Consider the following 13,886-nt stretch of genomic DNA (forward strand, 5'->3'; position numbering starts at 1 on the left):
ATCTCGGGGAATCTCGGGGCACGGCGCAGGCGCTCGGCCACATCCGCGGAGCTTGCGCACAGCTGAGCGTAAGGGGGCGGTCATCGTGCGGCCTCACTTCGCGCCCGCCGCCGCGGGGCGCTCATGACGTCCGTGGGCGCGGGAAGCATGCCCATGGGGGCGGCGTTCGACCGGATGCCGTTCACCCGCCGGCACACGCTCATCGCGATCGCGCTGTTCGTCGCGTTCGTCATCGAGTCGTGGGAGCAGCTCGCGCTGATCTACGTCGAGGCCGACCTCGGCGCGCGGTTCGGCCTCGACGACGTGGGTGTCGGCGTGGTGCTGTCGGCCGTGGCGCTCGGCATGATCCCGGGCGTGCTCGTGTGGGGGCCGGTGGCCGACCGCATCGGGCGCGGGCCGACCGCGTTCTGGTCGATGCTGGCCTACGGCGTGGTCGCGCTCGCCTCGGCCTTCGCGCCCAGCGCGGCGGCCCTGGTCGGCCTTCGCACCCTGTCCGGGCTGGCCCTGGCCGGGGTCTACACGATCACGTTCCCCTACTTCCTGGAGCTGGTGCCCACCAGACACCGGGGGCGGGCCACGGTCTGCCTGTCGATCGGCTGGCCGATCGGCGTGCTCATCGCGATCGGGGCCGCGCTGACGCTCGGCCGGCTGGGCTGGCGGGCCGTGGTCGTCGCGGGGGCGGTGGCCGGGCTGTGGGCGTTCGTGATCAGGGCGTGGGTGCCGGAGTCACCCTACTGGCTGGCCTCCCGCGGCCGGCAGGACGAGGCCCGGGCCGTGCTGCGCGAGCTGGGCAGCCCAGAGGCCGGGGCCGGCGTCACCCTCACCGTGGCCCGGCGCCGGGCAGGCGACCCGCTCGGCCTGTTCCACGGCGGCCTGGCCCGGATCACCGTGGTCATGCTGGCGCTGAACTTCACCTTCAACTGGGGCTACTGGGGACTGCAGACCTGGCTGCCCACCCTGCTGCAGACCAGGGGGCTCAGCCTGTCGGACTCGCTCTGGTTCGCGGGGCTGGCCGCGCTCATGATGATCCCCGGGTACGTCAGCGCCTCGCTGCTGACGGGCCGCTTCGGCCGCAGGAAGGTCTTCCTGTGCTACATCGTGGCCGCCGTGCTGGGCGGCCTCTGGTTCGCCACCGCCGGCTCGAGGGCCGGACTGTTCGCCGGAGACCTCGTGCTGCCGTTCTTCAGCCTGGGCGCGTGGGGCGTCTGGAACGCCTGGAACGGCGAGCTCTACCCGACCGCCCTGCGCGGCACCGGCTACTCGTGGGCCACCGCCTCGCAACTGCTCGCCACCACGGCCGCGCCGTCCTCGGTGGGCGCGCTGCTGGCCCGCGCCACGGGGTTCACCGCGACCATGCTGGTCATCAACGCGTTCCTGCTGGTCACCGCGCTGCTGGCGGTGCGGCTGCCCGAGACCGAAGGACGCGAGCTGGAGTGATCCTCGGCGTCGCGCTCGGACGGCCCACGCCGGTGGCGGTGGTCGTCCGGGACGGAGCCCTCGTTGCGATCGTCGCGTCCGGCGCCCACCGTGCCCGGGCGGGGGCGCGGGCCGCATGCGTGGCGGTGGACCTCGCCGAGACGCCGATGGCGCCGGTGGCCGCGATCCGGGTCGCGGGGCGGTGCCCTGCGGTGCTCGGGCCGATGGCCGGCCGGCCCGAGGTGCCGGGCGTGGCGACGATCGTGTGCGGCGGCCACCGGCTGACCGGGCGGGAGCTGGCGCCGCTCGACACCGAGGCGGTGCGCCGCTTCGTGGCCGGGTGCGGGCTGGCCGACTTCGCCGTCACCGCGGCCGGCTCGCCCGCGGTGCCCGACCACGAGCTGGCCGTGGCGGAGATCATCGCGGCCGAGATGCCGGGGGCGCGGATCACCTTGTCCTACGAGTCCGGCCGCCCCGGGCTGCGGGAGCGGGAGGAGGACACGGTCCGCAGCGCGGCGCTCCGGCCGCAGGCCGCCCGGATCGCCGACGAGACGGCCCGCGAGCTGCCGGGCCTGCCGATCTACTTCGCCCGCACGGCCGGCGGGCTGGTGTCGGCGACCTACTTCTGCCGGGCCCCGCTCGTCTGCCGTCTGGGCGGCACGGCCAGCGCCGCCCGGGGCCGGGCCGCGCTCTCCGGCGACCTGTCTCCGGGCGCGGGCCCGCCCGAGGGGACACTCCGGGACGGCGGCCCGCCGGGGTGGGAACACGCCGGGAGCGGGCCGGAGCGGGCCGCCTACCTGGACGCCGTCGCCGCCGCCTACGGGGCGACCCTCACCGGCCCGGTGGCCGAGGTGGAGCGGATCGTGCGGGCGCGGGGCGGCGAGGAGCTCGACCGCAGGCTCCGGGAGATCAGGGACGAGGCGCTGACCCGGGTCGTCAGCGCGGGGGCGGCGCCCGGCTCGGCCACGGTCACCGCCTCCGCGGTCAACCCCCTGTCGTTCCTGCCGGACGGGCTCTACTGGGCGCGGATCACCGCGACGGGGGCCACGCCGTGAGCCGCCGGATCGGCCTGGCGGAGCTGCCCGCCTACGCCGCGGGGTCGCGACTGTTCGCCACCGGCGCCACGGAGTCGTCCTTCAGGCTCACCCTCGACTGGGCCAGGTCGCTGGCCGGGCAGGGTGTCGAGCTGGTGGCCGCCGGCGAGCTGGCGCCCGGCACCCGGTGCGCGGCCGTCACCCTGGCCGGTTCCATGATCGCGCTGTCGGAGCAGCTGCCCGGCGGCGACGAGCCGGCCGGCGCCGTGCGAACCCTGGAACGGGGGCTGGGCGAGCCGGTCGGCGCGGTCGTGGCGCTGAACCTGGCCGCCGAGAACGCGCTGATCCCGCTCATCGCCGCCGCCACCCTGGACGTGCCGCTGGTCGACGGGGACGGCACGGGACGGGTCTTCCCGCTGGTCGAGCAGACGACGTTCACGCTCGCCGGCATCGGCGCGGCGCCGCTGGCGCTGGCGGGCGCGTCGGGAGAGCTGGTGCTGCTGGACACCGTGCCCGGCCGGGTGGAGGAGCTGCTGCGCCCGCTGGTGCTGGCGGTGGGCGGCTGGGCGGTGGCGGCCTGCTATCCGATGAGCGCCCGCGACCTGGCCGGGGCGCAGGTGGCCGGCACGGTCAGCCGGCTGCTGGAGGCCGGACGGCCGGAGTCGGCGCGGCCGTCGGCCGTGCCGTTCGGGATGCGGACCCTGTGCGAGGGCCGGATCATGGCCGTCGAGGGCAGCCCCCGCCGTGACACCGGGCCGTCGCTGCCCTCGCTGCCGTCGAGCATCGTGGTGGAGGAGTCGCAGGGGCTGCGGCGGCTGGTGCGGCTGGAGGCGTACAACGAGATCGTGCTGGCCCTGGCGGACGGCGCGGTGGTGGCGACGACGCCGGACCAGATCTGCATGGTCTCGACCCGCGACGGAGCGGTGGTGGACGTCGACAGGGCGGTTCCCGGCATGGACGTGGAGGTCATCGTGGTGAAGGCGGCGCCGGTGTGGCACACGGAGCGAGGGCTGGAGCTGGGCGGCCCGCGAGCGTTCGGGCTGGTGCTGTGAGCGCGCCGAAGGCCGGCTGGGAGGCGCCGGTCACGGTGGCGGAGCTGGTCACCGCCGGGCCGCTGGCCGGGGCCCTGATGTACGGGACGGGCGAGAAGCCGGTGCACGAGGTGCGGATCGTCGACGAGCCGTCGGCGTTCGGGACGGTGGCGCCGCACACGGCGGTGGTGCTGGTCGGCGCGGCGGCCAGCGGCGGCTGGGCGGTGGAGATGGCCATGCGCCGGGCCTGGGAGCAGGCCGCGGCCTGCGTGATCGCGCCGTCGAGCGGGCTGAGCCCCGCCTCGGGGGCGGTGCTGGCCGAACGGCTCGGCGTCACGCTGATCTTCGTGGACGACCCGCTGGTCACGGCGGTCCGGGTGGCGTCGGCGGCGGCGCGGCCGGAGGCGGCCCGGATGCAGCTCGTCGCCCGGGCCGCCACGCGGCTCGCCGAGGCCGGGCCGTCGGCCAGGGCGGTGCTCGGGGTGCTCAACGCGGAGCTGCAGGGCGCGTCGGTGACCTTCCTCGACCGCTACGGCCGGCACCTCGCGGGCCGCCGCCTCCCGGACCGCGAGCCTCCCGAGGGCGGGGGCGGGCGTCCCGCCGGCCCGGCGGCGCTCGCCGAGGTGGAGGTGCCCGACCAGGAGGGGGGCCTGCTGGGCAGGCTGGTCGCGCACGGCTCGCTGCGCTCACCCGGCTGGCCGCCCGTGGTGCGCACGGTGCTGGGGCTGGCGGTGGCGCCGCTGGCCGCCTGGTCGGCCACCGCCCGGCTGGCGGCCTCGCGCGACTTCACCCTGCAGGAGGCGCTGGCCGTACGCCTGATCGAGAGGCGTCCGCCGAGAGAGGAGGGCGCCTCCGGCGAGCAGGAGAGCGCGGCGGCGCGGGCGGCGGCACTGGGCTGGCCGGTGCGCGGCCCGCTCACCGCCTACCTGGTCCGGCCGTGGGGCCGCCGGGCCGGGCCGGAGGAGGGGCTGGCCGCTCAGGCGGTGATCGCGGCCACCGTGGGCCGGGTGCCGGTGACGCGCCGGGGCGAGGGCTGGGCCGGTTGGTCGGCGCTGCCGCCCGACGACCTGGCCGAGCGGCTGAGGGAGTGCGTCGAGGCGTTGCCGTGGCCGAGCGCGGCCGGCATCGGCACCACGGTGGAGAGCCTGGAAGCGATGGAGGACTCCCTGCTCGGAGCCGAGGCGGCCGCGATCGTGGCCGAGCGGGGCGCGGTGGCGCGCGCCGACCGGATGGGCCCGGCGGAGCTGCTCGGCGCGCTGCCCGCGGGGGTCCTCCGGGCGCCCGCCGGCGTGATCCTCCAGCCGCTGCTCGCCATCGACAAGGACGGCACGCTGCTGGAGACGCTGACGGCCGTGCTCGACGAGGGAGGGGCGCTCAAGGCGGCCGAGCGGCTGGGCGTGCACCGCAACACGGTGACGACCCGGCTGGAGCGGATCAAGGCCGTGGGCTTCGACCTGGACGACGCCGCCACGCGGCTGGCCATCCAGCTGGCCTGCCACGTGATCCTGCACTGAATCTACAAAGTAAAGGCGTTCGCCTTCGAGCGGGTGCCGCGCCACCTGCTGGGGCGGGGTCAGCGGGTGACCATGCCCTGCGCCAGGTCGTCGGCGACGGCCTCGGCCGAGCGCCGCTCGGGCGGGCCGTAGCCGCCGCCGCCGCCCGACTCGCAGCGCAGCACGTCGCCGGCGCCGACCGGCAGGGCGTTGACCTTGAGCATTTCGCGCTCGCCGGCCGTCCCGGGGTTGAGCGTGACCCGGGGCGGCGCGCCCGCGCCGCCTCCGGCCAGCCCCCAGGCGGGGGTGACGGAGCGCTCGAACCAGAGGGACAGCGAGGTGTCGCCGCTGAACTCGTACTCGCGCACGACGCCGTTGCCGCCTCGCCACTGGCCCGCGCCGCCGGTGCCGGGGCGGATCTCGTAGCGGGTGACCCGGACGGGGTAGAGCGTCTCGAGCACCTCGATGGGCATGTCGCGCAGGGACCCGTTGACGTTGTTGATCAGGCAGGTCTCGCCGTCGCCGCCGTCCCAGGCGCCCCACCCGCCGACCGTCGCCTCCTGCGAGACGTACAGTTTGCCGGTACGCGGGTCCGTGCCGGCGAACTGGACGATCAGCGAGTCGCCGTAGGAGGCGGCCGCGGCCTTGTCCGGCAGGACGGGGGCCAGCGCCTTGACCACGAGGTCGATGAGCAGGCCCAGGTGGGAGTAGTAATACTGGCAGGCGGCCGGGGAGCGGGCGGCCAGCATGGAGCCGGGGCGGGTCTCGACCGACAGCGGCCGGAACGAGCCGCCGTTGAGCGGCACGTCGCCGCACAGGAGCAGCTTGTAGCCGACGCGGACCGCGGCCACGGCCTGGGCGGCGCCGCAGTTGACCGGGCCGAGCGCCTGGTCGGCGCAGTCGGTGAGGTCGACGTGCACCGACTCGCCCGAGACGGTGATCCGGACGGTGACGGGCAACGGGGTGCCGAGGTCGATGCCGTCGTTGTCGAGGTGGCCGGACGCCTCGTACACGCCGTCGGGGATGGCGGCGATGGCGGCGCGTTCCAGGCGTTCGGTCTGGGCGAAGATCTCGTCGCGGGCGGCCAGGACGGTGCCGAGGCCCCAGCGGCCGACGATCTCGCGCAGCCGCCGCTGGCCGGTCATGGCGCAGCTGATCTGGGCGCGCAGGTCGCCGAGGGTGGCGTGGGGGAAGCGGACGTTGCTCGCGATCACCTCGTGCAGGTCCCGGCAGGGCTCGCCCCCGGCGTACACCTTGACGGGGCCGAGCCGCAGCCCCTCCTGGAAGATGGAGGTGGAGTCCATGGAGCCGCCCGGGTCCTTGGAGCCGACGTCGAGCCAGTGGGCGCGGGAGGCGGCGAACCCTGCCAGCTCGCCCCCGGCGAAGATCGGCCCGTAGACGGTGACGTCGTTGAGGTGCGTGCCGCCGATGTAGGCGTCGTTGAGCAGCCAGACGTCGCCCTCCCGCCACACGTCGCGGCCGTGCACGCGTTCGGTCTCGCGGGTGCACTCCTCCAGGTTGCCGAGGAAGATCGGCAGGCCGGACGACTGGCCGAGCACGTTGTGGTCGCGGTCCAGGAGGGCGACGGCGCAGTCCTTGGCCTCGTAGATGACGGGCGTGTAGGAGCTGCGGATGAGAGTGGTGTTCATGTCCTCGGCCGCCTGCAGGAGCGCGCAGCGGATGATCTCTGTGGTGACGGGATCGATCATTGGGGGGTGTCCACCTTGATGATGAGGAATCCGTGGTCGTCGACGGTGGCGAGGCAGCCCGGCGGGATGACCGTGGTCGCGGTGTCCTCGACCACGATCGCGGGGCCGGCGAACTCGCCGGTCAGGCTGGCGCGGCGCAGCACGGGGGTGCGGTGCGCCTCGCCGTCGAAGATGACGTCGCGGAGCGCGGGCGTGGTGTGGCCCGGCTCCTCGTGGGCGGCCCGGGTGCGCGGGAAGGTGCCGAACCCGGTGCTGCGCAGCAGGACGAACTCCACCGGCGCCTCGGGAGTCGCGTGACCGTAGCGGGCGGTGTGGGCCTCGGCGTAGCGGGCGGCGATCTCCGCCAGGAACTCGGGCTCGGCCGGCTCGTCGGCGTCGCGCAGGGGGATGGTGAGCGTGTAGTCCTGGCCCTCGTAGCGCATGTCGACGGCGTGCTCGACCCTGCGCCGGTCCTCGGGGACCGACTGGCCGGTGAGCGCGTCGATCGCCCGCGCCTCCAGCCGCGCGAGGGTACGGGCCATGTCCGCGCCGTCGAGCGAGTCCTGCGGCCGGAAGTACGGGTGGGTCAGGTCGCGCCGCACCTCGGCCTCGAGCATGCCCCAGGCGGAGAACGCGCCGGGGATGCGCGGGATGACGACCTCGGAGACGCCGAGCTCGCGGGCGATGAACACCGCGTGCATGGCGCCGGCCCCGCCGAAGGCGACCAGCGCGAACTCGCGCGGCTCGATGCCGTGCTCGACGGTGAGGGTGCGGATGGCCTGGGCCATCTTGGCGTTGGCGACGGCGCAGATGCCCTCGGCGAGCTGGAGCGGGTCGAGGCCGAGCTGCTCGGCCAGGGTGGCGATGGCGGTGTCGGCGGCGTCGACGTCGAGCGTCATCAGGCCGCCGGCGAACCACGCGGGATCGACCCGGCCGAGCGCCACGTTGGCGTCGGTGACCGTGGCCTGGGTGCCGCCCCGGGCGTAGCAGGCGGGGCCCGGGTCGGCTCCGGCGGATCGGGGGCCGACGCGCAGGGCGCCGGCCTCGTGGTAGGCGATGGAGCCGCCGCCCGCGCCGATGGTGTGCAGGTTGACGATCGGCATGAGCACCGGGTGTCCTTCGACGCGGGCCTCGGCGCTGACGTCGGGGCGGCCGTCGACGACGAGTGACACGTCGAACGAGGTGCCGCCCATGTCGACGCAGATGACGTTGTCGCGGCCGAGCAGCCGGGCGGCGGCGACACCGCCCATGGTGCCGCCCACCGGCCCCGACAGCAGGGTCTGCAGCGGGTGGCGCGTCGCGTGGGCGGCGTCGACCAGGCCGCCGGAGGACTGCATGACGTGGATCGGCACGGTGAGCCCCCTTTCGGTGAAGCGCTGCCCGACACCGGCCAGGTAACGGCGGACGATGGGGCCGGTGTAGGCCTCGAGCACGGCGGACGAGGTCCGCTCGTACTCGCGCCACTCGCGCGCCACCTCGTGCGAGAGCACGACCATGACGTCGTCGCCGAGTTCGTCGTGGAGGATCTCGCCGGCCCTGAGCTCGTGGGCGGGATTGACGAAGGAGAAGAGCAGGCAGACGGCGACCGCGTCGAACCCCTCCTCGCGGGCCCGGCGCGCCGCCCGCCGCACGGCCCGCTCGTCCAGCGGCGCCAGCTCCTCGCCCCGCCAGTCGAGCCGGCCGCCGACCTCCATGACGTCCTGGCGCGGCACGAGCGGGGCGGGCTTGCGGTAGCGCAGGTCGAACATGCGGTCCCGGTTGCCGCGGGCGATCTGGTAGACGTCCCGGCTGCCCTGTCCGGCCAGCAGCAGCACCCGGGCGCCCTTGCGTTCGAGCAGCGCGTTGAGGCCCTGGGTGGTGCCGTGGACGAAGAACGCGATGGCCGCCGGATCGTCCATGACCCGGTCCAGCGCGGCGAAAACTCCCTCGGTGAGGTCTCCCGGTGTGGTGGGAGCCTTCGCCGCTGCTAAGGCGCCCGTCCGGTCGTCGTAGCAGACGACATCGGTGAAGGTGCCGCCGATGTCCATGGCGACGCGATATGTCATGAGGTGAACGGTATGCCGCCGATGGTCCCGCCCGCACGTACGGAGCGCACAGGCGAACGGGACGGGCAGTGCGTCCTGCTCTCCACCCTGCGCGGCTGACCTGCCCAGCCGTCCCGCTCAGCGCCCTGTTCGCCCCCTGTTACAGCGAGGCGAAGAACGCGCGGACGTCGGTGACGAACGCGTCGGGCTGTTCCAGCGCGGCGAATGTGCCGCCGCGCTCGTGCTCCACCCAGCCGACGATGTTGTTGTCGCGCTCGGCGAAGCGGCGGATCGGCCGCAGGATGTCCTTGGGGAACACCGAGATCGACGTGGGCACGGTGGCGGGCTTCAGCTCCCACTCGACGCTGGTGTCCTGGTCGGTGTCGGGCGTCTCGACGAAGGACCGGGCGGCCGAGCCGGCGGTGTTGGTGAGCCAGTAGAGCATGACGTTCGTGAGCAGCCGGTCGGCGTCGACGGCGTCGTCGCTCCACTCGTGGAAGACGCCGGCGAACCAGGCGAGCAGCGCGACGGGCGAGTCGGCCATGCCGTAGGCGAAGGTCTGGGGCCGGGCCGACTGGATGAGCTTGTAGCCGTACTGCTCGGTCAGGTAGCGCTCGCGGAAGGCCATCCGCTCCCGCTCGACCTCGGTGAGGCCGTCGAGCTCGCCGGGGGCGCCGATGGGGAAGCAGACGATGCCGTTGCCGTGCATGCCCGCGACCCGATCTGGGGCGAGCACGCCGACCTCGCGGGAGATCCAGCTGCCCCAGTCGCCGCCCTGCACGCCGAAGCGGTCGTAGCCGAGCCTGGTCATCAGCTCCAGCCAGGCCCTGGCGACGCGGGTGGAGCCCCAGCCGAGCTCGCGGGTGGGGCCGGACAGGCCGTAGCCGGGCAGCGACGGGATCACCAGGTGGAAGTCGCGGCTGAGCGGGCCGATCACGTCGAGGTATTCGACGGGGGAGCTGGGCCAGCCGTGCGTGATGAGCAGCGGCAGGGCGTCCTCGCGGGCGGAGCGGACGTGCAGGAAGTGGATGTGCTGGCCGTCGATCTCGGTGGCGAACTGGTCGTGCCGGTCGAGCTCGGCCTGGGCGCGGTGCCAGTCGTAGCCGGTGCGCCAGTGGTGGACCAGCTCCTTGAGGTGGGGGAGCGGGGTGCCGTGCCGCCAGCCGAGGCCGGGCACCTCGTCCGGCCAGCGCACCCGGTCGAGCCGCTCGCGCAGGTCGTCGAGGTCGCTCCGGGGGGCTTCGAAGCGGAAGGGCCGGATGTCGTTCGCGGTCAAGGGTTTCCTCCAGCTTGGTCAGTACGCCGTACCGTACAGCATACGGTTGAAGTCGGCCAAACGACCCAGTGATTGATCTACGTTGTAAAGGCGGTAGCTTGTGAGGCATGGCCTCGCCGTTCCTCACCCTCAAAAGCAGCGTCGAGCACGAGACGGAGGCGCGGCGGTCACGCTTCATCTGCGCGATGGCGCCCGCGCGGAGCGTCGAGGAGGCGGCGGCCTTCATCGCCGGGCGGCGCCGCCTGCACCCGGGCGCGACCCACAACTGCACCGCCTACGTGATCGGGCAGCGGCTGCAGAAGGGCGACGACGACGGCGAGCCGGGCGGCACCGCGGGCACGCCGATGGTCCAGGCGCTGGTGGGCAGGGGGTTCAACGACGTGGTGGCCGTGGTCACCCGCTACTTCGGCGGCACCCTCCTGGGAGCGGGCGGCCTGGTGCGGGCCTACGGCTCGGCGGTGACCGAGACCCTCGACCGGGCCGACACGGTGCGGATGGTCCCGGCCAAGCTGGTGCGCGTCTCGGTGGCCCACGACCAGGCCGGCCGGGTGGAGAACGACCTGCGCGCCTCCCGCCACCCGATCCACGAGGTCGGTTACGGCCAGGCCGTCGACTTCACGATGGCGGTCGGCGACGACGAGCTCGACGCCTTCGAGGACTGGGTGGCGACCCTGACGGCGGGCCGGGCCAGGGTCACGGTCGCCGGCGACATCCATGTCCCCGGACCGTCGTGACCGGCTGGACCGGTGTGACTGGCGTGATCGCCTGGATCGGCGTGACCGGCCGACCGGCGTGATCCGCGGGGTCAGCCCTCGAGGGCGTACTGCATGACGCGGAACTTCGCCTGGGCCTCGGCGAGCTCGGACGCCGGGTCGGAGTTGCCCATGATGCCGCCTCCGGCGAACAGCCTGGCGCGCCGGCCGCTGATGAGGCCGGAGCGCAGGGCGATGCCCCATTCGCCGTCGCCGTGGGCGTCGATCCAGCCGACCGGGCCGGCGTAACCCGCCCGGTCCATGCCCTCGAGCTCGCGGATGACGTCGATGGCGGTGCCGGTGGGGGTGCCGCCGACGGCGGCCGTGGGATGCATGGCGGCGACGACGTCGAGGACGGAGGCGCCGTCGGCCAGCCGGCCGCTGACGTGGCTGGCCAGGTGCTGGACGTTGGGCAGGACCAGGAGCTCGGGTTCGTCGGGGGTGTGCAGGGAGGAGCACAGGGGGGCGAGGGTCTGGCGCACGGAGGCGATGGCGCATTCGTGCTCGTGGCGGTCCTTCTCGGAGGCCAGCAGGGCGGCGCCGCGCGAGAGGTCGTCGGCGGCGTCGGTGCCGCGCGGGGTGGTGCCGGCCAGGACGAGCGACTCGATCTCCTGGCCGGTGCGGCGGATGAGCAGCTCGGGAGTGGCGCCGACGAGGCCGGCGACGGAGAAGGTGTAGCAGTCGGGATAGCGGTGGGCCAGGCGGGTGAGCAGCAGGCGGATGTCGATGGGGTGCTCGGCGGTGGCGAGCAGGTCGCGGGCGAGCACCACCTTCTCGAGTTCGCCGTCGCGGATGCGCCGGGCGGCGCGGGCGACGATGTGCTCCCACTCGGGGGCGGACAGGCTGCCGTCGCCGTAGCTGATGCGGCCTGGGTTCTGGATGGGGGTGAAGGTTTCGAAGGGTGTGTCGCCGATGGTGGTGAGCCAGGCGCGGCCGTCGCGGCGGGCGAGGATCGCCTGGGGGACGGTGAGGACGGAGCCCGCGGAGTTTTCGTCGAAGGTGAAGCTGCCGAAGGCGACGGGGCCGGAGCCGGGGGTGTTGACGGCGTCGTCGATGTGGGCTTCGCCGAGGATGCCGGTGAGCCATTCGCGGGCCCACGCGAAGCGGCGCGGACCGGGAGGTACGGCGACGCGGGCGGCCTCTCCCCAGCCCACGAGCCCCTCGCCGTGCCTGATCCACGCGTAGGGTGCGGTCCTGGGCAGGGAGGCCAGCAGGTCACCGGGGTCGCCTACAGGGGTTGTGCGAACCGGTAGCGGGCGGGTTGTTCCGAGCGCGACACTCACCCGAGACACTCTATGCGTGAACTGAACACGTTCGACTGGGACCCCGGCTAATGACTGGTTACCGGCATTCAATACCGAAAGGCCCGGGTTCCGGCGCACCGTGCCGGGCCGGCACTGTCAAGCCGTGATATGAAGTCGGTCCTGAGATGGCAGCCCTTGCCATGAGGTCATGGTGGGCCGTTGGTGGGCTCCCTACCTTGAGCTCATGATCGGTCGTCTGTCGCCGTTGCTCGGCGCTGTGGTGGTTGTTCTGGGTTCCGGTGCCGCGCAGGCCGCGTCGGCCTTTCCGGTGCCGGCGACGATGGTGGCCCTGGGTGATTCCATCTCGTCGGGGTTCAACGCGTGTGGCTGGTATGTGTCGTGCACCTCGCGTTCGTGGGCCGCCGGGGACAACGCGGAGGTCGACAGCCACTACCTGCGGTTGCTGCGGCTGGACCGCGGCATCAGGGGGCAGAACAACAACCTGGCGGTGCCGGGTTCGACGAGCGCCGACCTGATGGGGCAGGTGCGTCAGGCGATCGACCTCAAACCGGGCTACGTCACGGTGCTGATCGGAGCCCAGGACGCGTGCGTGCGCACCGAGCGGGAGATGACGCCGGTGGGCGTCTACCGGCAGCGGCTGGACCAGGCGTTGACGGCGTTGCGCGAGGGGGTGCCGGGGGTTCGGGTGTTCGTGGCGAGTATCCCGGACCTGCGCCGGTTGTGGCAGGTGGGCAAGGACAACGCGATCGCGCGGACGTTCTGGACGCTGGGGCGGATCTGCCCGGCGATGCTGGCCGAGCCGACGTCGGTCAAGCGGGTGGACGTGGAGCGGCGGGCGCGGGTGCGGGCGCGGGTGATGGCCTACAACCGGGAGGCGGCCGCGGCGTGCGCGTCGCTGGGGCCGGCGTGCCGTACGGATGGGGGCGCGGTGTTCTCCTACCGCTACACGCTGGACCAGATCAGCAGGTGGGACTACTTCCATCCGAACGCGGCGGGTCAGCGCGTGCTGGCGGAGCAGACGTTCAAGCGCGGGTTCGACTGGCTGGATCCGCGTTAGCGGCACTGGGTGAGCATGGCGGCCTTGTCGGCCTTGGTGACGGGCAGGTCGTACTTGAGCGCGACCTGGGCGAAGCGGGTGACGTAGGCGCAGCGGATGCGGCGTTGCGGGGGTAACCAGCCGGCGGGCCCGGAGGCGTCCTTCTGCTCGTTGGCCGCGCCGTCGACGGGCAGCAGGTTGAGCGGGTCGTTGGCGAAGTCGAGGCGCTTGGACATGGGCCAGCGGGGGGTTCCCATGCGCCAGCCGTAGCCGAGTGGCACGACGTGGTCGACCTGGACCGCGTCGGCCTTGTCCTTGTGCCAGTGGATGGTCTTGCCGGTGTAGGGGTCGGCGAGGCGCATCGAGACGACCACGCAGCGGGAGCCGTCGCGGTATCTGATGTTCTGGCCGTCGCGGGCGAGCAGGTCGTCGCGGGTGCGGCAGCCGTTGCGGGCGAAGGGCACGCCGGTGGCGTCGTCGGCCCAGTTGGCTCCGTAGCGGGTGCGGGCGTAGCCGGTGGCGGGGCCGCGGCCCTTGACGCGCAGGCGCTGGATGAGCCGGCGGGCGGTGGCCTTGTCGGCGGAGGTGGTGACGGGGGCGAGGCCGGGCAGGGTGCCGCTGGCGTTGCCGAGCGGGCTGGTCGCGGTGGCGGGGGTGGATTTGCCGGAGCCGAGGATCGCTGCGATGAGTGCGGCTCCCGCCAGGATGGCGATCGCGTCCTTGGTGCTCAAGCACGCCTCCGGGGGGTGGGGGGCTCTCTAGAGAGGTTTCCCCGGCATGGTCTGCTTTGACACGGTAAGGCCTTATGGTCGGCGGGGGCAGGAGGGTGTGACCGTTCCGTTCGGCGGCGGGCCACTTCTCGTGGTGATCA

At 73.7% G+C, this 13,886-nt stretch carries 11 protein-coding genes; 6 read left to right on the plus strand and 5 right to left on the minus strand.

The features are described 5' to 3' along the window. Positions 1-123 precede the first annotated feature (123 nt). The 4 genes from AB0C16_RS05450 to AB0C16_RS05465 are packed head-to-tail and all read left to right on the plus strand — an operon-like array spanning position 124 to position 4,995. Entirely contained in the window at positions 124-1,437 is a 1,314-nt protein-coding gene (locus tag AB0C16_RS05450) for an MFS transporter (RefSeq protein WP_357679151.1), read from the plus strand. Next, on the plus strand, positions 1,434-2,471 hold the full coding sequence (locus AB0C16_RS05455; RefSeq protein ID WP_357679153.1) for a hypothetical protein: 1,038 nt from the start codon (positions 1,434-1,436) through the stop codon (positions 2,469-2,471). The genes AB0C16_RS05450 and AB0C16_RS05455 overlap by 4 nt, the downstream gene beginning before the upstream one ends. Next, entirely contained in the window at positions 2,468-3,502 is a 1,035-nt protein-coding gene (locus AB0C16_RS05460) for a DUF917 domain-containing protein (protein WP_357679154.1), read from the plus strand. Before AB0C16_RS05455 ends, AB0C16_RS05460 begins: the two co-directional genes overlap by 4 nt. Continuing rightward, on the plus strand, positions 3,499-4,995 hold the full coding sequence (locus AB0C16_RS05465) for a helix-turn-helix domain-containing protein (RefSeq protein ID WP_357679156.1): 1,497 nt from the start codon (positions 3,499-3,501) through the stop codon (positions 4,993-4,995). Before AB0C16_RS05460 ends, AB0C16_RS05465 begins: the two co-directional genes overlap by 4 nt. A gap of 59 nt (positions 4,996-5,054) precedes the next feature. On the opposite strand, the gene AB0C16_RS05470 is transcribed toward AB0C16_RS05465, so the two are convergent. From AB0C16_RS05470 to AB0C16_RS05480, 3 genes are all read right to left on the minus strand, one after another. Next, on the minus strand, positions 5,055-6,683 hold the full coding sequence (locus AB0C16_RS05470) for a hydantoinase B/oxoprolinase family protein (RefSeq protein WP_357679158.1): 1,629 nt from the start codon (positions 6,681-6,683) through the stop codon (positions 5,055-5,057). Then, complete coding sequence (locus AB0C16_RS05475; RefSeq protein ID WP_357679159.1) at positions 6,680-8,707, minus strand: hydantoinase/oxoprolinase family protein; 2,028 nt, start codon at positions 8,705-8,707, stop codon at positions 6,680-6,682. The genes AB0C16_RS05470 and AB0C16_RS05475 overlap by 4 nt, the downstream gene beginning before the upstream one ends. Positions 8,708-8,846: 139 nt before the next feature. Continuing rightward, complete coding sequence (locus AB0C16_RS05480) at positions 8,847-9,962, minus strand: epoxide hydrolase family protein (RefSeq protein ID WP_357679161.1); 1,116 nt, start codon at positions 9,960-9,962, stop codon at positions 8,847-8,849. Between the two features lie 107 nt (positions 9,963-10,069). On the opposite strand from AB0C16_RS05480, the gene AB0C16_RS05485 reads away from it, so the two are divergent. Continuing rightward, positions 10,070-10,696, plus strand: a complete 627-nt coding sequence (locus tag AB0C16_RS05485) for a YigZ family protein (protein WP_357679163.1) — start codon at positions 10,070-10,072, stop codon at positions 10,694-10,696. Between the two features lie 71 nt (positions 10,697-10,767). On the opposite strand, the gene AB0C16_RS05490 is transcribed toward AB0C16_RS05485, so the two are convergent. Then, on the minus strand, positions 10,768-11,997 hold the full coding sequence (locus AB0C16_RS05490; protein WP_357679165.1) for an isochorismate synthase: 1,230 nt from the start codon (positions 11,995-11,997) through the stop codon (positions 10,768-10,770). Positions 11,998-12,202: 205 nt separating this feature from the next. Between AB0C16_RS05490 and AB0C16_RS05495 the strand changes: the two genes are divergently transcribed. Then, positions 12,203-13,036 carry a GDSL-type esterase/lipase family protein gene (locus AB0C16_RS05495; RefSeq protein WP_357679166.1) on the plus strand — a complete coding sequence of 278 codons (834 nt, stop codon included), beginning with the start codon at positions 12,203-12,205 and terminating at the stop codon, positions 13,034-13,036. Here the strand turns inward: AB0C16_RS05495 and AB0C16_RS05500 are convergent. Continuing rightward, positions 13,033-13,746, minus strand: a complete 714-nt coding sequence (locus AB0C16_RS05500; RefSeq protein ID WP_357679168.1) for an HNH endonuclease family protein — start codon at positions 13,744-13,746, stop codon at positions 13,033-13,035. The two genes, AB0C16_RS05495 and AB0C16_RS05500, sit on opposite strands and share 4 nt — an antisense overlap. Positions 13,747-13,886: the final 140 nt, after the last annotated feature.

This window comes from Nonomuraea sp. NPDC048916, assembly GCF_040649575.1.
Taxonomy (GTDB): domain Bacteria; phylum Actinomycetota; class Actinomycetes; order Streptosporangiales; family Streptosporangiaceae; genus Nonomuraea.

Excerpts from the sequence above, each read along its gene's own strand:
- AB0C16_RS05475 (WP_357679159.1), bottom strand. The coding sequence starts at position 8,707 with ATGACATATCGCGTCGCCATGGACATCGGCGGCACCTTCACCGATGTC.
- AB0C16_RS05450 (WP_357679151.1), top strand. The coding sequence starts at position 124 with ATGACGTCCGTGGGCGCGGGAAGCATGCCCATGGGGGCGGCGTTCGAC.
- AB0C16_RS05485 (WP_357679163.1), top strand. The coding sequence starts at position 10,070 with ATGGCCTCGCCGTTCCTCACCCTCAAAAGCAGCGTCGAGCACGAGACG.
- AB0C16_RS05495 (WP_357679166.1), top strand. The coding sequence starts at position 12,203 with ATGATCGGTCGTCTGTCGCCGTTGCTCGGCGCTGTGGTGGTTGTTCTG.
- AB0C16_RS05470 (WP_357679158.1), bottom strand. The coding sequence starts at position 6,683 with ATGATCGATCCCGTCACCACAGAGATCATCCGCTGCGCGCTCCTGCAG.